At 45.9% G+C, this 21,211-nt stretch carries 16 protein-coding genes and 1 pseudogene; 9 read left to right on the top strand and 8 right to left on the bottom strand.

From position 1 onward, the window contains the following. Positions 1-11: 11 nt before the first annotated feature. A pseudogene (locus ITG09_23350) lies at positions 12-1,990 on the bottom strand (methyl-accepting chemotaxis protein). Positions 1,991-2,390: 400 nt separating this feature from the next. Here ITG09_23350 and ITG09_23345 point away from each other — a divergent pair. Both ITG09_23345 and ITG09_23340 read left to right on the top strand, forming a co-directional pair. Beyond that, on the top strand, positions 2,391-2,564 hold the full coding sequence (locus ITG09_23345; protein UPR54306.1) for a hypothetical protein: 174 nt from the start codon (positions 2,391-2,393) through the stop codon (positions 2,562-2,564). A 153-nt stretch (positions 2,565-2,717) separates the two neighbouring features. Then, positions 2,718-3,302, top strand: a complete 585-nt coding sequence (locus tag ITG09_23340; GenBank protein ID UPR54305.1) for a TetR/AcrR family transcriptional regulator — start codon at positions 2,718-2,720, stop codon at positions 3,300-3,302. A gap of 125 nt (positions 3,303-3,427) precedes the next feature. On the opposite strand, the gene ITG09_23335 is transcribed toward ITG09_23340, so the two are convergent. Then, positions 3,428-5,293: a PTS sugar transporter subunit IIA gene (locus tag ITG09_23335; protein UPR54304.1), complete on the bottom strand. Its 1,866-nt coding sequence runs from the start codon at positions 5,291-5,293 to the stop codon at positions 3,428-3,430. 317 nt (positions 5,294-5,610) lie between these two features. Between ITG09_23335 and ITG09_23330 the strand changes: the two genes are divergently transcribed. Both ITG09_23330 and ITG09_23325 read left to right on the top strand, forming a co-directional pair. Further along, positions 5,611-5,913 carry a PTS fructose transporter subunit IIB gene (locus ITG09_23330; GenBank protein ID UPR54303.1) on the top strand — a complete coding sequence of 101 codons (303 nt, stop codon included), beginning with the start codon at positions 5,611-5,613 and terminating at the stop codon, positions 5,911-5,913. Positions 5,914-5,920: 7 nt separating this feature from the next. Beyond that, entirely contained in the window at positions 5,921-6,694 is a 774-nt protein-coding gene (locus tag ITG09_23325) for a PTS sugar transporter subunit IIA (protein ID UPR55246.1), read from the top strand. 205 nt (positions 6,695-6,899) lie between these two features. Here ITG09_23325 and ITG09_23320 read toward each other — a convergent pair whose 3' ends face one another. After that, on the bottom strand, positions 6,900-8,678 hold the full coding sequence (locus tag ITG09_23320; protein ID UPR54302.1) for a Na+:solute symporter: 1,779 nt from the start codon (positions 8,676-8,678) through the stop codon (positions 6,900-6,902). Positions 8,679-9,232: 554 nt separating this feature from the next. Then, positions 9,233-10,072 carry a helix-turn-helix transcriptional regulator gene (locus ITG09_23315; GenBank protein ID UPR54301.1) on the bottom strand — a complete coding sequence of 280 codons (840 nt, stop codon included), beginning with the start codon at positions 10,070-10,072 and terminating at the stop codon, positions 9,233-9,235. A 379-nt stretch (positions 10,073-10,451) separates the two neighbouring features. Here ITG09_23315 and ITG09_23310 point away from each other — a divergent pair, with 379 nt between their 5' ends. From ITG09_23310 to ITG09_23295, 4 genes are all read left to right on the top strand, one after another. After that, positions 10,452-12,356, top strand: coding sequence for a PTS sugar transporter subunit IIA (locus tag ITG09_23310; protein UPR54300.1), 1,905 nt, complete (start codon positions 10,452-10,454; stop codon positions 12,354-12,356). Positions 12,357-12,471: 115 nt separating this feature from the next. Beyond that, positions 12,472-13,689 carry a mannose-6-phosphate isomerase, class I gene (gene manA / locus ITG09_23305; protein UPR54299.1) on the top strand — a complete coding sequence of 406 codons (1,218 nt, stop codon included), beginning with the start codon at positions 12,472-12,474 and terminating at the stop codon, positions 13,687-13,689. Positions 13,690-13,948: 259 nt separating this feature from the next. Next, positions 13,949-14,389: a PTS sugar transporter subunit IIA gene (locus ITG09_23300; GenBank protein UPR54298.1), complete on the top strand. Its 441-nt coding sequence runs from the start codon at positions 13,949-13,951 to the stop codon at positions 14,387-14,389. A gap of 13 nt (positions 14,390-14,402) precedes the next feature. Next, the gene (locus ITG09_23295; protein ID UPR54297.1) at positions 14,403-15,818 is read left to right on the top strand and encodes a PTS fructose transporter subunit IIC; all 1,416 of its coding nucleotides are present in this window, start codon (positions 14,403-14,405) and stop codon (positions 15,816-15,818) included. Between the two features lie 75 nt (positions 15,819-15,893). Here the strand turns inward: ITG09_23295 and ITG09_23290 are convergent, their stop codons facing one another. Next, positions 15,894-16,670, bottom strand: coding sequence for a transporter substrate-binding domain-containing protein (locus ITG09_23290; protein UPR54296.1), 777 nt, complete (start codon positions 16,668-16,670; stop codon positions 15,894-15,896). A 124-nt stretch (positions 16,671-16,794) separates the two neighbouring features. Here ITG09_23290 and ITG09_23285 point away from each other — a divergent pair, with 124 nt between their 5' ends. Further along, positions 16,795-17,535: an amino acid ABC transporter permease gene (locus ITG09_23285; GenBank protein UPR54295.1), complete on the top strand. Its 741-nt coding sequence runs from the start codon at positions 16,795-16,797 to the stop codon at positions 17,533-17,535. A 146-nt stretch (positions 17,536-17,681) separates the two neighbouring features. On the opposite strand, the gene ugpC is transcribed toward ITG09_23285, so the two are convergent. The 3 genes from ugpC to ITG09_23270 form a co-directional block, all read right to left on the bottom strand. Continuing rightward, positions 17,682-18,812 (bottom strand): sn-glycerol-3-phosphate ABC transporter ATP-binding protein UgpC, encoded by a 1,131-nt coding sequence (gene ugpC, locus ITG09_23280; GenBank protein UPR54294.1) that lies wholly within the window; start codon positions 18,810-18,812, stop codon positions 17,682-17,684. A 105-nt stretch (positions 18,813-18,917) separates the two neighbouring features. Beyond that, on the bottom strand, positions 18,918-19,643 hold the full coding sequence (locus ITG09_23275; protein ID UPR55245.1) for an HAD family hydrolase: 726 nt from the start codon (positions 19,641-19,643) through the stop codon (positions 18,918-18,920). Continuing rightward, a complete protein-coding gene (locus ITG09_23270; protein UPR54293.1) occupies positions 19,633-21,129 on the bottom strand; it encodes a PHP domain-containing protein in 1,497 nt (498 codons plus the stop codon). The genes ITG09_23275 and ITG09_23270 overlap by 11 nt, the downstream gene beginning before the upstream one ends. Positions 21,130-21,211 lie beyond the last annotated feature (82 nt).

Genomic DNA, 21,211 nt, shown 5'->3' with positions numbered 1-21,211 from the left:
TACCGTTGTTACTAACTCTTAAACGTATTCGAAAGCTCTTTTAGTGATGTTGCCAATTCTGCTTGTTCTTTCGCTGTCGCCGCAATTTGAGTCGCGCCCGTCGTAGATTCTGTCGACTTCTGCTCTACCGCCACCACGTTCTGAGCAATGTCTTGCGTAACGACCGCTTGCTCTTCAGTTGCCGTTGCAATCTGTTCGGTCATGCTGAATATCTCGCTCACCGCACCTGAGATATCTTGTAGGGTCTGTTCAACCTCTCGCGAATCTTCAACCGCTCTTGATGACATTTTTTTACTGTTATCAATCACATTGAACGCTGTTTGAACATCAGACTGTAGCGAACTAATGAAGCCTTCAATTTCCAACGTCGACTCTTGAGTTCGCTGCGCCAATGTACGAACTTCATCAGCAACCACCGCAAAACCACGACCCTGCTCACCCGCACGAGCCGCTTCAATTGCCGCATTCAATGCCAATAAGTTAGTTTGATCTGCTACCGACTTAATCACATCGATTACGCTGTTAATATTATTGCTGCTTTCGTGTAGGTGGGTAATTTTCTCAGCTAAGCCGTTAATCTCAGACGCTAAGATTTCAATCGATTCATAAGAGTGTTGGACCGTGCTCAAGCCCTCTTGTGACTGTTGATCCACCATTTTCGCCGAAGTCGCCGTTTGCTGCGTTTTAGCCGCAACTTCATTCACTGTTGCCGAAAGCTCCTCAGTTGCCGTTGCAATCAGCCCAATTTGGTCTTGTTGCTCAACCAAGGTATTGGAGTTGTATTGGCAAGTTTGCGCAGTCTCTTCTGCTGCCGAAGCGAGTGTTAAGCTCGATTGAGACAAGTTATCGATCACCTGGGAGAACTTCTCTAAAGTTTCGTTAAGCGATGAAGATATCTGACCAAGCTCACTGTTACCTACGTAAGTCGCACGAACTGTCAAATCATTATCATCACGAACTTTTGAAAGCACTAAAGTAAGGTCTTTCACTCGTGTGGTTAGATCGGTAATGGCCTTGAAGCTAACAAAAGTTGCAAACAACGTAATCACAACAAACATCGCGATACTGCCCATCATCGCTGATTGAGCTTGCTGAGTTTTCTGATCGGTCAATGCAATAAGAGAATCTGCCAGCTGGTTCTCTGTTTTATTCAACTGAACAATACGCGCCGTTGATTGTGTAAACCAGTACACAGGGTCGACATCAAAGCCGCTCATCTTAGATTCAGCCAAACTACGAAGCTTTTCGACTTCTGCCACAGAGCGGTCATTTAACTGTTGCTCAAAGAAACGAACGTTAGCTGGGTTGCTCAATATTTCAAAGTTCGAGAAATAGGTATTTTGCTCTGTCACCAAAGAGATGAATTTTACCAGCATACCCGGGCCAAATTCATTTTTAGAAAAGGTGTTATTTAAGACAGCACGTTCAATACCTGCACGCTCTTTACCTTGCAAGAAGTTGTAGTAAGCGATGGTTTCTGTAGTGATGGTGGCATCAGAGCTCAACTCTGCAATCAATGCCGATACGCTCAATAGCTTTGCATTCAGTTGAGTGTAGTAACCTAACGCCTCAGAGAGTGGAATTGATTGAGAATCCACTCGATTACGAATAGAAGTGATCTGATTGAGGCTTCGGCTGATTTCTGTATTCAACTTTGTGATTTGCGGTAAATTGATGTCAGCAGACTGCCAATATTCGTTTCTCCGGTCACGTCGAGTATCCGCACTTGTTCTTTGTGAACGTAGTTCACTGACAAACTGAGTACCCTGTGAGCCGATAAAACCGGCAGTCATTCCACGCTCTTTCTGCAACTCATGCACTAATTCACTGTATACAACAGACAAACGCGTCAGTTGGTTTAATGATGCCATTTCACTGGTGGTCTCTACGCCTTTTGATATCGCAGAAACACTAAGCCATAAGAAGCCTAAGATCGGCAAAATAAGCAAAGCGATAATTTTTGCTTAAAAGACATATCAGTTAATTTCATTTTTATTCCCTAGCAGCTAACAAATTTCTTTCTGTTTGTAATTAGACACACTTCTAAACCGGTATACCCTTGTTGAGATCATATAATTATTCAGTTTTAGTAATTACCATTCCCTATCGGCGGCAATCGATAAACCTAACACTTAACCTTATAGAACTCATTGACTTGTTTATAAAACTGTTAGCTATGCAACTTAAGCGGAAAACAAATACGCTCTTCAACATTTTTCCGGCGCAAGTGACTGAAAATTGACAGGTTTTACATAACCACAAAGTGGTAGGTCACACTAACTGTACAAGCCTTATCAAGCTATGTCCCCACGACCATCTATATATTCAACATCAACTATGTATAATGCCGAGCTCGTAAAAATAACGTAGATGCATAATTAGAGGTTTTTATGGATTGTCCTGCTTGCGAAGAAAACATTGGATGGGAATGGGTAGAAGAGGCAGCAATTGAACCCAACGAAGAATTCAACTGCCCAGAATGTGATGAAATTTTAATGTATACCATTGATGAAGGCACCTATTACGGTGCGCAACATAAAACCGTAGAAGTTGTTGACGCATAAATTGCAGCCTGCAGCTACACACTAGCCATTTTGTTTCAATCATTTAGCAAATAACTAGACTAAGCAGCCTGTTTTCTTACTGGTGTGGCTTTACTAGAACGAGCGTTCAGCATAAAATATTGAGTATGTGTTCAGTTTAATGAAGTAGATGTTATGGCTAAAACGGCAAAGTTCGATAGACAAGATGTAGTAGACAAAGCAACTAACCTGTATTGGGAAAAAGGCTTTCACGCAACATCTATGCGTAACCTACAGGACGTGATTGATATGCGCCCGGGAAGCATCTACGCGACTTTTGGCAGTAAAGAAGGACTGTTTAAGGAAACTCTTGCTCGCTATACCGAACTTGGCATCCTTAATCTGAACCGCTTCCGCAGTGAAACCGAATCGCCTATCAAAGCGCTTGAAAACTTCGTAAAACGTGCAGTTATCGAATCTAAACAGAGCGCACCAAACGGCATGTGTATGTTAGCGAAAACAGTTGCCGAGCTGACTGATGAGCACGCGGAACTATTAGCAGAAGCTAAGAAGTCACTGAAGATTATGGAAGGTGAATTCGCCAAGCTGATAGCAGAAGCGCAAGAATTGGGTGAGATAAGCAAAGAGCGTGAACCGACTCAACTTGCTCGTCATGTTCAAGTTCAAATCGCAGGCCTGCGTACATACGCGAAAACCTGTGACGATATCGATCTACTTAACTCTATGGTTGAAGACGTATTTAAGTACCACCCTTTTTAGGTGTGAGCTTATCTACTAGAAAGCCATACAAAAAGACTCCACTTTCACCTTATCAGGTCTAGAGCGGAGTCTTTTTAGTTTTGATCTAGTTAACTTTATAGATGATTAATTTTGCGGTCTAAGGATTACACCTTTCTCATGATCAACGCCTGCGCATTAAGCATCGCCTCTTTGGTGCTGACGTCCAAAGTTTTCACGTTCGCAAAGCGCTCGACCTCTTTAATCGCCACATCGTGAGCAAAGATCACTAGCCTCGCCCTTTCAATGTCTTTCTGAGTGATGCGATTGCCTATCCCGTTAGCACCTTGTGTTTCAACCTTTATCCGAACCCCAAGATGATGCGCCGCCTTTTCCAGAGACTTCGCTGCTAGGAAAGTATGGGCGACCCCCGACGGGCAAGACGTAATTGCGAGTACATCCGCTTGCCCTTCTTCTGTTACCGAGCCACCCGTGGACTGATTAGAATTCGCTTCGCCTTCGACCACATTCTTTTTCAGTAGTATCACAATCAGAGCCGTCGTTAGAGCACCTGCTAGTGTCCCGACAATATAGCCAATCTTGCCATCAACCACTGGCAGCACAATCCAACCACCCCATGGTGCATGGTTGACCACATGGAACATAAAGCCGACCACGTTACCGACAATACCACCAGCAACAACCGCAGGCAGAACGCGCGCAGGATCGGCGGCAGCAAATGGGATCGCGCCTTCACTGATGCCGATCATTCCCATGATGCCCGCAGCTTTACCCGCTTCACGCTCGTCTCTTTTGAATTTCTTCGGCGATAAGAAAGTCGCCAGTGCCATGCCGAGTGGTGGTGTACAAATCGCAATCCCTACACCGCCCATCAACCATGGTTGAGTATTCACTTGAGTTTGCGCAAACAGCGTTGCGACCTTATTGATTGGGCCCCCCATATCAAAGGCCGTCATCGCGCCTAAAATACTGCCCAACACCACTTTTCCTGAGCCTGCCATGCCAGTCAGCATTTGGTTCATCTCAAGCATCACCTGCGCAATGGGGGCACCAATCACCCACATCACAGCCCCACAGGTAACAAACGTGCCGACAAGCGGATAGATGAAGATAGAGCTCAGCGAGATCATGCTGTCTGGCAGTTTGATCTTCTTAAGTAGATTAACCACAAAGCCCGCGAAAAAGCCGACCACAATCGCCCCAAGAAAGCCGGTGTTGTATTGATTGACCGCGACCCAAGAACCAATCATTCCGGGCGCTAAACCCGGTTTGTCGGCCATCGAATACGCGATGTAACCACCGAGTACCGCAGTAAACAGGGTTAGCCCCGCTATGCCCATTTGTGCGATATCAGCCAGAACGCCGCTCTCAGGCACAGCACCATGACCAGACATCATCACCGATAAAGACAAAAGCACACCACCCGCGACCACGAATGGGATCATGTGCGAAGTACCGTACAACAGGTGTTCTTTGAGGCGATTAAGAGATTGAGCCCAAGGGCTTAGTGGCTCAACATACACTTCATGATGGCTAGAGGCGTAACTATCGAACGATTCAGAATTGGCTTCAAGAAACAGCTCTTGAGCCTCCTCAACCGATTCCACCGCCTTTAATTTTGTAACAAAGCCATCTTCGATAAGTCTGGTCGAAATCTGAGCTAGCACCTCGATATGGTGGTCGTCGTTGTTGTCAGGTGAAGCAAGCATAAAGAACACATCCGACAGTTCGCCGCCGTCTGCGCCATAATCGATACCAGAGCGGCTGATACCCACAGCAACGGCAGGCTTTGCAACCGCGGTGCTTTTTGCGTGTGGAATGGCGATACCATCGTCAAAGCCCGTGTTACCTATGGCTTCACGCTTCCAGATGTCATCAAGGAATTCACGTTTATTGGAGAGCTTACCGGCACGGTCGAGCAGTTCTACAAGCTCTTCAAATACCGCCTGTTTTGAGTCGGCTTGTAAATCTAAGCAGATGATCTCGGGCTCGATAATGTTAGTGATATCCATATGCTGCTCTGCCTCGCCTGATTTCAGACTGAAGTAATTACGTAAGTGATAAGGTTAATAAGATGAAAAGATTAACGGTGTGAAGGCACTCAATATATAGGACGAAAGGTGCATTAACTGGATTATTGTAACCAAGAACTCAGAGTGTGACTTTCACCTTGGAATAAAAAACGCCAATCCATAAAATCCACAGAACCCATAACAATATCGCCCCTCCCCTATGCGAACTTTCCATACTGGTTTCCCATGCAAGGTAGCTTCTGTCTGAAAGGTAGCTTATGTAAGGTAACAGGGACGAGATTAAGCCGAGAATAATAATGAGAATTGTAGCGGTAACTGCGTGCCCTACAGGCATCGCACATACTTATATGGCAGCTGATGCTCTAAATAAAACAGCCCCTAAGTTCAACGTTTCAATCAAAGTTGAGACGCAAGGCGCTATGGGTATTGAAAACTTACTGACAGCCCAAGATATTACCCTCGCAGACAAAGTGTTGATCGTCTCTGATATAGACATCGAACAACCAGGCCGATTTGACCCAGCTAAAACCGTATTTGTTCCAATGGAAGAGGTGTTGTTGAGTGTCGATAAAGTCTTTATTAAGCACTGTCGAACTTAAACTTTTGATGAACGAATACCAGATCACCTTCTTCGTTAACGATCCTGCCGCGAACTCACATGTCGCGCAGCCGCTGACTCGCTTAGCGAAGAAGTTCAAAAGTACCATTCGCATTATCAACATCACTCAAAATCGAACCGCTGATCTCTCCAAATCCGTCGCGATGCTGCAAGTAGGTTTACTTCGTGGTGATTTATGTCAGATCACCGCGGTCGGTATTGATGCAGAACTGGCCTGTTTCGTTCTTAAAGATGTCATTGCCGAGCACTACGCGATGGTTGGGTCGCAAGTGAACCATGAGTTTTCGAACGATCTAATCCAGCGTATGCCTCAGATATGCCCACCTTGTGATATCAAATGGCACCACGCCAAGGCGCAAACTCAACTGACTAAATTTGAGTGCTTGAAAGGCCTCGCTCACCTTGTTTATCCAGAAGATCCAGATGAATTGATTCTGGCATTTATTAAACGAGAAGAACGCTCCTCTACATGTGTATCACCAGGGATCGCTCTGCCCCATGTGATGTTTGAATCGACCCAAGATCTCTCGATTGCGGTCATCGTCAGTGACGACCCGATTGACTGGGCCTCACGCATTGGTGAAGTACACGTTGCTATCGCTTTGGTATTGCCAACCAAACCACAGCGTGAGCATATTGTGGCGGCGACCAACCTAACTAGAAACCTACTTCACGATCAGGTCAATGAGCGTTTGCAAAAGACCCGAAGCAGTGTCGACCTACAGGCTCTGTTGATGTACATCTCGTCTCGCCTTATCTAATTTCTCTTCTAATTCACCCCATCTAATTCAACTATTCTGGTTAAGCTCAAAGAATCCATTTATCTCCTGTTATGACACTTATCCAATCCTTCTATACTCATTTGCTCATTTGCTCATTTGCTCATTTGCTCACAAAATAAAAAACGGCTGAGCATTAGAGCTCAACCGTTTTATGTTTAATTACTTGTGTAACTGGTTAGCGAACTTAGGCAGTTTTCTTCGCTTGTTTCGCATCCTCAACTGAGTCGTCTACGGCTTTCACTAACAGCAGACCAACGATGAACACGATACCGCCACACAGTACGAACATCATTCTTCCCCAGAATGGGTTCGGCAGAGCAAACATCGCCATCACGGCTACACCAGACACTGCGATCAGAGAACCCAGCATGTGACGTTGTTTGTTATCCAGTTTCTTCTGTGCTGTTGACTCAGAAACCAATGGTGTCGCTAAGTTGTTGAAGAAGGTATCGACATCTTTCTGACGAGACGCTTCCAGTGGTTTGTAGAACAGAGTCGAAAGAATGAAGAAGCCAGCAGTAAAGGTTAAGTGTGCAATCAGGCCTACTGCTACTTTTAAGTCAGACCATTCGCGGCCTGTTAGAGGCTCTAGGTTGAACCAGTTCTGTAGCATCTCAGCGGTAATCACGAAACCAACGATGTAAGACACAATCGCACCGACCACTAGCGTACCCCAACCTGCCCAGTCCGGAGTCTTCTTAAGGAAGAAGCCACAGAATGCTGGAATGGTCATTGGGAAGCCGATTAATGCACCCACGTACATCATGGTGTCGAACAGACTTAAGCCTTTTAGCGAGTTGATGAACAGCGCGATAAGGATGATGGCAAGACCAAAGAAAGTAGACATCAACTTAGACACAATCATCAGCTCTTTCTCTGTCGCGTTTGGACGAAGAATCGGTTGGTAGAAGTTGATTACAAAGATACCAGAGTTACGGTTTAAGCCTGAGTCCATAGAAGACATAGTTGCCGCAAACATCGCTGCGATTAGAAGCCCCACCATACCCGCTGGCATGTATTGCTCTACGAAGTAAAGGTAAGCGAAGTCGCCTGCTTTAGAACCTGCATCTGGGTAATGTGCAGCAAGATCAATGCCTTGCCCTGCCACGAACCAAGGTGGCATGAACCAAATGATTGGACCGATTGTCATCAGAATACACGCCAACAGTGCCGCTTTCTTCGCGTTCTTGGAGTCTTTTGCCGCTAGGTAACGGTAAGAGTTCAACATGTTGTTGGTGATACTGAACTGCTTGAAGAAGATGAAGAATGCCCAGATTCCGAAGATGCTTACGTAGTTCAGGTTGTTACCAGAAACGAATGATGCACCTTCTTCTACAGGGAAGTCGTTAATGATCTCAGTAACGCCGCCACCTTGCACGATAGCAACAGCTGCACACGTTACGGTTACTGCCATGATGATAACCATCTGCATGAAGTCAGATGCGATAACCGCCCAAGAGCCGCCAGTCACCGACATGACTAATACTACAAGACCCGTCAGAATGATGGTTGTTGTCATATCAAAGCCAAAGATGCCCGATGCGATAATCGCCAAACCGTTCAGCCAGATCCCCGCAGAAACAATACTGTTCGGCATGCCAGACCAAGTAAATACTTGCTCGTTAAAGCTACCAAAACGCATACGAATCGCATCAATAGGAGTTACTACTCTCAATTGACGGAATTTCGGAGCGAAGTAAAGGTAGTTCATCAGGTAACCAAATGCGTTCGCTAGGAAGATAATTGCTACCGCCAAACCATCAGCATAAGCTTTACCTGCCGCACCAGTGAAGGTCCAAGCACTGAACTGAGTCATAAACGCAGTTGCGCCAACCATCCACCAAAGCATGTTACCGCCCCCGCGGAAATAGTCACTGGTTGTACTGGTGAACGTTCTAAACATCCAACCTATTGCGATAAGGAAAAGGAAATAAATTCCTACGATCAGAGTATTGAGTTCCATGTATAAGTCTTCTTTATGATGAATATCTGGAGAGCATATTATCTATAGAATTTTTAATTTGTAGTATTATAAGTCAAGGTTGTGATAGAGCGTATAAACCTGAATATTTGATTTCGAGGTATGAATTACTCGCTAATAAATAAAGAATAAACCGACGCAAAGTAAACATTTAAAATCAACAACTTAAAAACACTTCAATCAATAAACCAGACGACAATAATGAGATTTTATCGTCTCGATAAGTGGTTTTTAATTTACTTAACATTCATTAAATGCATCGCGTTGATACATCAACTTTCACACGTTTAATTCAATTAATAGAGAGCAAAAAATAATAAGCAACTCGCAAAACTAACCCTTAATATTATTAATTGGAGTTACTTAGTGAAACACGGTAAATAGAAAAACTAAGCTTAGGTATGAAGCGTAGGAATAAACGGAAGAGGAGAACACAAAGCAAATGGATCACCACAGCTCGGAGTCAGCAATGATGATCTAGTCATACAAATTTCGGTCGTATAAGATCTGGTCAGAAAAGGTAATTTGAAGGGATATTAGATTGAGCCACGATATTCAGTCGGCGTTCTTCCGGTGCGATTCTTAAATACTCGACAGAAGTAGTTCACATCCTTAAAGCCGCAACGTAATGCCACTTCATTGAGCTTGAAGTTGTACTTTTTGAGCATGAACTTAGCGCGGTCGACTCGCACGCGGGTGATGTATTCTGCCAGTGTCATGTGACCTTGTTGACGGAACATTCGCGACAAGTGATTGGATGAAATGCTAAAGCGTGAGGCAATGCTGTCTCGGGTGATTTGGCGGTGGAAGTTCTCTTGAATGTAGATACAAATCCCCTGATACACATCCTGTACTCGGCTATGAGATTTTTCTACGGGCGCTTCCAGCATGGTTTTACTGTATTGCAGTAGAGCTTGCAGCAATAACTCATCCATCGGCTGCTTGTTACTTTCCCTCGCGAGTGAACTGAGCGCTTCAAGAATGTTATCAATCGCAAACCCAGAGCGAGTCTGAATACTGTGCTTTTGAATATCGTAAAAGCTCTCTTCACCTTTGCGCTTACTCACCAAACTTAAACCAAGCTGACGACGCCCAAACAACATGCTCAACACCGAACAGTCAGTATCCCAGTTCGGCTTATTCCAACAGTTGGGTGGGATGAAAATCGCGTCTCCGGCTTTGGCAATAACGTTGGTTATTTTGCGATCATGACTCTCCATTTCATTAATATACTCTCCGTCTAGCACCAACTCTAAGCGCGGAAAATTCACCTGATAACTGCACGCTGGAGGCGTATGAAAATCTCCAGCAAACCAGATGTTGTGAAACGGTTCTCGCTCATTTAATACCGACGAGATTAGGTCATGAAATATCATTTATTCGAACTCTTATAAGCAGCAATAAGGCTACGGGAATAGATATACTCCTTAGTGAAACATAGTGCTATTGAGCAAAATCACAATTTGAGATCTAGGTTACAAAAATCCAGTTTTAGAAATAAATTTCCAGTGCGGAAATTGATGAAGCACGTTGTTTCCTGGATAACGAAATACGCCGAAGCCCTTATAAATAAAAGCCTCAAAACATCTTGAACTCTGTCAACACAAGCCTAAAAACGACCACTCGACCGATCAAAATCACACTCCATTTATAACGCAACAATCATCCAGTAAATGCATTTTTTCTTCACTACAGAAGCTAAGCCATAGATTCCAAAATACCCCTAACAAAATAAAAATAGAGTAGGGGTTCATTATGATCACAACATTGATCAATCAAGATTTGATTAAGCTTTCGCTTAGCGCTGATTCAAAAGAAGACGTATTTAAAGAGCTGATAGACGTACTTTATGCGCAAGGTCGAATTTCAGACAAAGCACAGTTTCTTGCCGACATTAAGGCGCGTGAAGAACAAGGCAACACAGGGTTTGAAGAAGGCATCGCCCTGCCACATGCGAAAAGCGCTGCGGTGATCAAACCCGCGGTTGTTATCGGCGTCCATAAACAGGGCATCGAGTACGGCGCCGATGATGGTCAGCCTTCAAAACTGTTCTTCATGATTGCTTCTCCCGATGGTGGCGATAATCACCACATCGAAGTACTGGCAGAGCTTTCTTCAAAACTGATTGAAGAAGGTTTCATCGAAAACTTCATGAATGCCCACTCTGAACAAGCGGCGTTAGAGCTACTTCTTACCAAACCTGAGCCTTCAGAAACGGAAACCAATATTGAGAAACAAGGCTTCATCATTGGTGTAACAGGTTGCCCAGCAGGCGTCGCACACACCTATTTGGCAGCAGAAGCGCTAGAGAAAGGCGCGGCGGCTCTTGGCTACGACATCAAGGTCGAAACTAACGGTTCTATTGGTGTTAAAAACAGCCCGACTCAAGAAGAGATCGAACGCGCCGACGCGATTGTCGTGGCTTGTGATAAACAGGTCGACATGGCTCGCTTTGCCGGAAAACGCGTCATCAGCACCAACGTAAAAGCACCAATCAAAGACGCACAAGGCTTGATTAAGCAAGCGCTCAACGCACCTAGTTACCAAGCTGAACAAACGCCGACCAACCAATCTGTTGCAGAAAAAGCCTCACAAGCACGTTCAGACCTTTACCGTTACTTGATGAACGGCGTATCTCACATGATCCCATTCGTCGTGACTGGCGGCCTATTGATTGCCCTTGCACTGGCGATTGGCGGCGAGCCAAGTGAATCTGGCATGGCGATTCCTGCTGGCAGCATGTGGAACCAAATCCTAGAAGTGGGCGTGGTTGCCTTCACATTGATGATCCCAATCTTGGCTGGCTACATTGCTTACGCGATTGCTGACCGCCCCGCTCTAACCCCAGGCTTGATTGGCGGTTGGATTGCGAACAACGGTTCTTTCTATGGCGCTGACGCAGGTACTGGCTTCATTGGCGCAATCATCGCAGGTCTATTAGTGGGTTACTTCGTTAAGTGGATTACCTCGTTTAACTACCACAAGTTCGTTCAACCGCTTGTGCCTATCATGATCGCTCCGATCACGGGTTCTCTATTCATCGCGGGTCTGTTCATCTTTGTTATCGGCGCGCCAATCGCTGGGCTGATGGATGCGCTTACTGCACTACTAACTAGCATGAGCACAGGCAACGTGGTTCTGCTTGGCATCGTCCTTGGTGGCATGGCCGGTTTCGATATGGGCGGCCCATTCAACAAGGTGGCATTCCTATTCTCGGTCGGCATGATTGCCAGCGGTCAAACTCAATTCATGGGTGCTATGGCGTGTGCAATCCCTGTGGCTCCACTGGGTATGGCTATCGCTACCAGACTTGGCCGTAAGTTCGACCTATTCGAATCTTCTGAAATCGAAGCAGGTAAGGCAGCAGGTGCAATGGGCTTGGTAGGTATCTCTGAAGGTGCGATTCCTTTCGCAGCTCAAGATCCGATGTCGGTTATCCCGGCCAACGTACTAGGTTCAATGACGGCCGCCGTTATGGCGTTCTCATTCGGCATCACCAACAGCGTTGCTCACGGTGGTCCAGTTGTTGCCCTGTTAGGCGCAATGAACTACCCAATGCTGGCGCTTCTGTGCATGGCATCAGGTGCGGGTGTAACTGCGGTTACTTGTATCGCGCTTAAAAACCTACGCAAAGCCAAGCTAACGACAGCAGCGGCTTAAGCCATTTCAATTCCAATGGCTTGAGCCCTTCGACTCTCCTTTTTTAGTAGCTGACACTTTAGTTGCAAATAGGCCGAATAGAGCTCAAGCCATGTTTCCCTTCATGGTGATTTCGATGTCTGATTTTTCTTTAGCGAACGACTCGTTCGTACAACGCTTTTTCTACCCTATGACCAACGTAATTCAAAACTACGCATGGGGTAGCCCTTCTTCGTTCAACCAACTGTTTGGTATTGATAACCAGTCTGGTGAGCCACAAGCGGAGATTTGGATGGGCGCACACCCCAATGGTTGCTCAATGGTGACTGATAACGGGCAGCAGACCACATTGTCGAGCTTGATTTCCAAGAACCTAAACCTGTATCTAAGTGAGAAAGTCGCAAGCCGTTTTGGTGAACTTCCGTATCTGTTTAAGGTGTTAGCTGCGGAGAAAGCGCTCTCGGTTCAAGTTCACCCGAACAAGCAACAAGCCGAATCTGGCTATGCTCTAGAAGAGCAGCAAGGCATTCCGATGACGGCTGGCAATCGCAACTACAAGGATCCTAATCATAAGCCGGAGCTAGTGTATGCATTAACCGACTACACCGCGATGAATGGCTTTAGGTCGATTAGCGAGATCCTTGAGCACTTCCATTACCTCGATATTCCAGAGCTGCATTCGATGGTCAACGAACTCGTGGGCGATCAAACTCCCAATGGATTAGCGAGCTTCTTCGCGAGCTTATTGTCGTTGCAAGGTGAACAAAAAGGCATGGCGCTGACCATGCTGCTGATGAAGGCGAAGCTTTCGGATACACCTGTGTTCCAGTTGATTTCAGAACTGGAAGATCAATACCCAGGTGATGTCGGCTTGTTCGCCCCGCTGCTATTGAACGTGATTACCCTAAAACCGGGGCAAGCCATGTATCTTGATGCCGAAACACCCCACGCTTACATCAAAGGCACGGGCTTAGAAATTATGGCGAACTCAGACAATGTGCTTCGCGCAGGGTTAACGCCTAAGTATATGGACATTAATGAGCTGGTCTCTTGTACTCGATTTAATGAGAAACCTGCAGATAGGTTGCTACTAAGCCCGATTGAGCAAGGTGATGTGATGGAATACCAAATTCCAGTCGAAGATTTTAAGTTTTCTATCGTGCAAAATTCGCATGAGCGACAGATCACTACCGAAGGTGCCGAGATCCTATTGCCGCTCGACGAATCCATGATACTCACTCATCAATGTGGCGAAACCTGCGTGATAGAGAAAGGCCAGTCGGTTTTCATTCCCGCTTACGCTGAGAGCTACAAACTGGATTGTGCTGGACGTGTCGCGCGCGCTTACAGCTAGCTCCCTTAGAACTCAGTACAAAGTCTTACTGCCCTGCTCATGCGGGGCATTTTTGTTTCTGAGGAGGTCGCTCGGCGTGTCAAAAACCTAATCAAAAACGCCATCGAATATGACCCATCTCACACTGCATTAATGATGTAAATCACACTTAATTTTGCTGGATACAAATGTACAGTGAAGGGCTTTTATTTGCTATTTCGCGAATCGGGTTAATCCATTAATTTTAATTCAAGAACTTCAATAGTGAATGAGTTAATAAATGATCACACAGCTAACCAACGTCAACTTAATTAATAACAACCTTCAAGCAAATAATAAAAAAGAACTGTTTGAAGAATTGGCAGGCATGTTATTTGAGAACAACCGCATCAATAATAAAGAAGCCTTCTTGGCAGACATTGAAATTCGTGAATCTCAAAGCATTACCTCAATGGACGGCATCGCTTACCCACACTCAAAAAGCAAGGTGGTAACTGAGCCTGCCATTGCTGTCGGTGTTAAGCGAGAAGGCATTGAGTATGGCGATGAAGACGGCATCAATCCAACCGTATTTTTTATGATTGCCTCACCCGATAACGGTGCTGACCATCATATTTATGTACTACAAGAACTATTTGGAAAATTCAGTGATGAATTTATTCAAGATATCCATAACGCAAAAGACGAACAACAAATCCTTAATATTTTAATTAATTCATAAGGCGTAGAAAATTATGAGCACCCTAACAACTCAAGCTACGAATACCAATAATAAAAACAGTAGTAGCGACTTTAAAAAAATCCTTAGTACCATGAAAGGCCATCTGCTTTTCGGAACCTCACACATGCTACCTTTCATCGTAGCCGGTGGTGTTCTGCTGGCTTTAGCGGTCATGGCATCAGGCAAAGGTGCGGTTCCAGCCGACGGTTTGCTGGCAGACATCTCTAACATCGGTATCAAAGGCCTTGTTCTTTTCCCAATCATTCTTGGCGGCTTTATTGGTTACTCAATTGCAGATAAACCAGCACTAGCGCCAGCAATGATCTCATCAGGCATCATGGCTGACATGGGCGGCGGCTTCCTTGGCTGTATCGTGGCTGGCTTTATCGCCGGTGGCGTGGTGTTCCAACTTAAGAAGATCCCGCTTTCTGCAAACATGACCGCGCTAGGTGCTTACTTCATCTACCCGCTTCTAGGCACGTTAATCTCTGCAGGTATCGTACTGTGGGGCATCGGTGAACCAATCAAACTGTTCATGTCTTCAATGAACGAGTTCCTAGCTTCAATGGCTGGCGCGTCTAAGATGGTTCTGGGCACAATCCTTGGCGGTATGACTGCGTTTGATATGGGCGGTCCTATCAACAAAGTGGCAACCCTATTCGCTCAAACTCAAGTAGACACGCAACCTTGGCTTATGGGTGGCGTAGGCATCGCGATTTGTACTCCACCTCTAGGTATGGCTCTGGCAACGTTCCTATTCAAAAACAAGTTCTCTAAGCAAGAGCAAGAAGCAGGTAAAGCAGCAGCAATCATGGGCTCTATCGGTATCTCTGAAGGTGCTATCCCATTCGCAGCAAATGACCCAATGCGCGTTCTTCCTTCAATCGTAGCCGGTGGTATCGTTGGTTGTGTGTTTGGCTTCATGACAGACGTTCTACTGCACGCACCATGGGGCGGCCTAATCACTGCGCCAGTATCAAGCAACATTCCAATGTACGTCGTCGGTATTGCACTTGGCTCGCTAACTACGGCGGTTATCGTTGGCTTCTGGAAACCAGTCGCGTTTGAAACAGAAGAAGACATGCTTGAAGCAGCGCCAGTACAAGCTCAAACAGCTCCAGTAGCAGGCGAAGGCGAGTACGACATCGTAGCAGTAACATGTTGCCCTTCTGGTGTTGCACACACCTTCATGGCGGCAAAAGCACTAGAGAAAGCAGGCTTAGCAGCAGGCCTTAAGATTAAGGTAGAAACTCAAGGTCAAAACGGTATTCAGAACCGCATCACCGACCTAGATGTAGCAAACGCGAAACTGGTTATCTTGGCTCACGATATTCAAGTGAAAGACGCTCACCGCTTTGCCAATGCGAACGTGATTGAGTGTTCTACTAAGGAAGCGATGAAGAAAGCCGCAACACTGGTCGTCGCATAACCCAACTTCAAGTTAGCTCCTAACTCTAGAGCCCTACCCCCTAAGGGCTCTATTTTTCTCTTCTTTATGAGCTCGTTACATGCTCTTCAGTCCCCACTTCTCAGCGGTTTGCTTGAAGAAACCTTGCGTCTTTTTCAATTCAACCCAGTGGTTAATGTAGTTAATCCAAACCTGATCATCTTGTGGTAGTAGCATCGCAATTGGAGTTGGTTTACGTGGCTCTTTCACCGGAACTATCGCGAGTTGTTTAAACTTCTCTACTAAGGTTGCAGCCTCTACGTTTGAAGTCACAGAGACATCAGCGCGGCGAGCCAAAAGCTCTTGAAAATCCCGTGCTGGCGCTTCAATCACGATGTGTTGTGCCGATGGGAAGAAGTCCTTCACCATTTTTTCTTGTACTGTGCCGAGTGTGGCGGCAACTTTGATTTCTGCTTTGTCAAAGTCACTCCAATCGGAGAACTTCTCTAGGTCTTTCTTTTGAACAACAGGGACAAAAGCCAAATAGAAGTAGGGTTGGCTGTACCCAGCGACTTTTGCACGAGACATGTTGAGCGATGCGCTGCCAGTCACGTCGTATTTGTTGGCAGTGATGCCATTCACCAAGGTTTTCCAGTCTGTTGCGACGTATTCCACTTTAACGCCGAGGTCTTTAGCCAATTCAGTCGTGACATCGATATCAAAGCCGCGGTAGCTATTGGTCGCTGGATCCTTCATTGTCATTGGGTTCCAATCCCCCGTTGTACCAACGCGAAGAACTCCGGCATCCAGTATCTCCTGCAAACGACTTTGTGCATGTGCAATTTGTGTAAAAGCAAGTAAGCACATTCCTAATGCAATTAAGCTTTTCTTCATTTTATATTCCTTCAAAGAATGCTGATTTCTAAGTGATGAATGTAGATATTCTTCTTAATTATTAACCATTAAACAGATTTGGTTGTTAACATGGCAATAACAAATGGAGTTTTTGGGAGTAAATGTGAACTATCGTCACTTATCGCTAGTTTCTCTGCTGTTTCTGACAGGATGTTCAGACTACCAATGGGGATGGTATGTACTCGACCCGTCGACGGAGCAGGGGCGAACTAACATTCAGTTTTTGATAGCTGGTTTTAGCGAGACTATTAAGGTTTCGTTGCTAAGCATGTTTTTTGCTATGGCTCTGGGTCTATTGGTCGCCTTTCCAGCGCTTTCCAATTCTCCAATACTCAAGGGGATTAATCGACTTTACGTAGAGGTGATGCGTTCTATCCCTGTGTTGGTGTTGCTATTGTGGGTGTATTACGGAATGCCGACATTACTCGATGTATCTTTGAACCACTTCTGGGCAGGGGTAATATCATTGACCATTGCCGAGAGCGCCTTTATGGCAGAAGTGTTCCGTGGGGGGATTCAAGCGATTAATCGTGGCCAACATGAAGCGGCCGAATCCTTGGGATTGACCTATTGGCAAAAAATGCGATTGGTTATCCTACCGCAGGCATTCCGTCAGATACTGCCGCCCTTGGGCAATCAGTTTGTTTATATCCTCAAGATGAGTTCTCTAGTGAGTGTGATTGGTTTGAGTGATTTAACAAGGCGAGCAAATGAGCTGGTGGTGAACGAATATTTACCTTTAGAGATCTATACGTTTCTGGTTTTGGAGTACCTTGTTCTTATTTTGGTCGTATCGCAAGCGGTTCGTTGGCTAGAAAAAAGGATTGCGATTCCGAGCCATTAAATGGTTCTAGCCCTCAAGAGCGTTTAGCTATCTCCAACAAAAAAGCCTCGAGCACAGTCCCGAGCTCCTGTTGATACTCCCCCCTAAGAAAAATCCCCACTCATCTGAGCGGGGATTTCTTTATTTCGAATACGCAACATGTCGACTTATTCAGTCAGTGCCTCTTCTGTCTCTAGGTCAAACAGATGGCACTGTGAGGTATTGAAATGCAGCACTGTCTCTTCGCCACTATTTGCCGTGCGATCGGCATCGAAAGGCACGCGAGCCACCAGCTTATCTGCACCCAATTTGAAGTAGAGATACAACTCATTACCCATCGACTCGACAACATCTAACCTGTGCGTTTGAGTATTCACTTCCGACAGCGGCGCATCGTGATTAGCGAGTTGAATATGTTCAGGGCGAACACCAAACCACAACCACTCTCCTACTTTTTCACGAGCGATAGCTTGCTTGTCTTGTGGCAGCGTCCAGCGTGCACCACTTTCCGACACCACGTTCATTACACCGTCAATCTCGTCCACTCTAACCTTGATAAGGTTCATGGCTGGCGAACCAATAAAGCCTGCGACAAACTTATTGGCTGGGTACTGATATAGATTCATTGGCGTGTCGACTTGCATGATCTCACCTTGATTCAGCACACAGATGCGGTCGCCAAGAGTCATCGCTTCCACCTGATCGTGTGTCACGTAGATCATGGTGGCATTCTGCCCTTCTTGCTTCAGGTTATCATGTAGCTGCGCAATGCTGACTCGCGTTGAAACTCGCAGCTTGGCGTCTAAGTTAGACAGTGGCTCGTCAAACAGAAATACATCCGGCTTACGAACCATCGCACGACCTAAAGCAACACGCTGCCTTTGACCGCCGGACATTTCACCCGGTTTGTTGTTCAGCAGATGCTCGATATCGAGAGTCTTGGCTGCATCTTCAATCCGTTCATTGATTTCATGCTTTGGCAGCTTCTGTTGTTTAAGGCCAAAAGCCATGTTGTCGTACACCGACATGTGCGGGTAAAGTGCGTAGTTCTGAAACACCATTGAGATGCCACGATCTTTAGGTGGCAGTTCGTTCACACGCTTATCGCCAATGTAAACATCGCCTTCTGAGATATCTTCAAGGCCCGCAATCATACGAAGTGTCGTGGATTTTGCGCAGCCAGACGGCCCAACAAACACCATAAACTCGCCTTCGCGAATATTAAGATCGACACCATGCACGGCCTTAAAACCATTTGGGTAAGTTTTCTCTACCCCTCTCAGTGTGACTTCAGCCATAACCTGTCCTTAAATCAATTCGTTAAATACTGTTCTTAGACACTTTTACCAAGTGCTTCTTTTTAGTGCTTTTGCTAAGTACGCTTCTTAAATACATTAGCTTCGTTATTGCAGTTGATTTAGCTCAAAATGGGCGACCGATGCGATAACCAGATCCGCCACAGGCTCTAATTCGCTGTGTTGCGCCGTGCCAGTCAGCACGCCAACATTGCTTGCGCCTGCATTACGGCCAAATTCCATATCCGAAACCGTGTCACCAAACATGATCACTTCATGTGGCTCAATACCGCATTGCTCACAGAAGGCATTGAGCAGTGCTGGCGCAGGTTTAGGTTCGATATCACCATCGGAATAACCAACATAATCGAACATCTCGCTCAAACCCGATTGCTCTAGCGTGTAGATCGTTGAGTCTTTGGTGTCTGCGGTCGCGATGCCTAAAATCATGCCTTGCTGCTTAAACAGACCGAGCTTTTCAGTCACACCCGGTAGGGCTTCAATCCAACTTGGGTTCTCTTCCACTTCGTCATTGAAAGCGGCTTTGGTCACCTTAGTGAACTCAGCGAGTGAGACATTAGGTTGCAGCATGTTGAACCACGCTGTGGCGGTATCTTCCACTGGATTTGAGGCTAATAGTCCATAGTTATCAACCACATCACCTTCAACACCGATGGCCAAGAGTAACTCAGCAGGTGTGACAATTTGATTACCTTGATGCTGATCACTGTAAGATTTCACACGCTCACAGGCACCACGAGAAACGTTAAGCCACATCTTGTGGAACTCTAACAATGTGCCGTCTTTATCAAATAACATCGCCTTAAACTTCATCACGGCTCATTCGCTCCATTAGTTCTCCCCAAGTACGCACTAGGGGTTGGTTAAATTCTGGTTGTTTGCCGTCGAATACGGCGTTGATGCAGCCTTCAAACTCACGCTCGTCAGATGCAGATTGAGTGCTGTTGATTAATGCTGAAGAAAGCGCTCCGCGACGAATATCGACACGACACCAACGGTAGCCTTCATCAATATGGATACTTTGTAGTTCATCACTCAAAGCGATTCGGTCAACAATCTCGCCATCCACCATGCACTCTGCGTAGTAAGGGTTTTCTGAATCAGAGACGGCAATTCGGTATGTTAGTGGTTGGCCTTGAGAGTCGTTGCCCGGTAGCAAATCACCTAAGTTGATATCAAACTTCAAGCCGCAACGGCGCTCTAAATACACCTGACCATTACGCAAACCAGACAAGATGCCTTCGCCACTCAAACCATGGCTGTAAACGAATGTTGATGGGTCACCGTAGATAGAAGGCTCGTCCGATTTAGGATTACGTTCATGGGGCTCAAGGTGTGAATCGCTGCCGCCAATCGCCGTAATACGCTGGCCACAATTCCACATTTCATTGAGAACCAATAACGCCTCTTCGGTCGCTTGTGGTGAAGTTGACCAAGTTGGGTCACAGCACACTTCAAACGTAGACACTTGGCTGAGATCGACTTGATCGTAATGCCAGTGCCACGGCTTCATCATCGGGTGATTAATGCCAAGGGAGCTGTGTCCACTTTTCGCTAAACCCAATCCCGCTTCCATGGTTGCTTGGCTGTTATGTTCAACGTCTCTAAGGTCCAAAGACTTTACTGGGCCATGTACATTAAAGTGCCCGAGATCGGTCGTGACTTCTAACGCCGGTAAGAACAAACACTGTTTTGAAACAGGTAGCTTCGGCTGACAGATGTTGTGCTCAGTGAAGAAGAAGAAATCGAGCCCTTGTGATTCCACAATGTCTTTAGCCGCTGCCAAGGTATTGTGGCCATCAGAAAGCTGAGTGTGAGCGTGTAAGTCGCCTCCATACCAGCGAGAATCAGAGCTCAGCATGTGGCTGTAATCAAACTCGATATCGTGATCAGTTGTGACCGTTGGGTTCAGTTCTAGCTCACTCTCAATTCCGTCAGTACCTAGCTCATTAGAATGATTAACTAACTCATCAGAGCAAAGCACATCGACTTGATACTGCATCGCACGCTCGGTACGGAACTCACCTTCAAGGTTGTAAAGTTCTAAGAACCACTCGCCCGATGGAATCTCGCCATCAATCGCGCCTAGGCCTGAGTTTTCCAGTTGGATAGTAAGTGACTTGTGTGCCTTTTCAAATAGCACTTTGCCACGAAATGCTTGGTTGGCATCGTAGGCTGCCGCGTATAAAAACCCTTTTTTCACCGTCGTACCAGTAATCGTTACGCTGTAAGAACCTGCTGGCACATCAAAGGGGATACGTACTCTGCCAAACGGCAGCTCACCTTGAAATTGGGTCATTGTCTTCACCAAATTCGTCCTAATTGAAGAACTGGGTTAAAAAGAGGCCCACCCGAATAGATGGGCCTTGATGCATGCAAAG

Origin of the sequence: Vibrio cyclitrophicus (assembly GCA_023206055.1) — a bacterium.
Lineage (GTDB): Bacteria > Pseudomonadota > Gammaproteobacteria > Enterobacterales > Vibrionaceae > Vibrio > Vibrio cyclitrophicus_A.
Note: the sequence above shows the minus strand (reverse complement) of the source record. Positions and strands in the feature narration are given on the sequence as shown.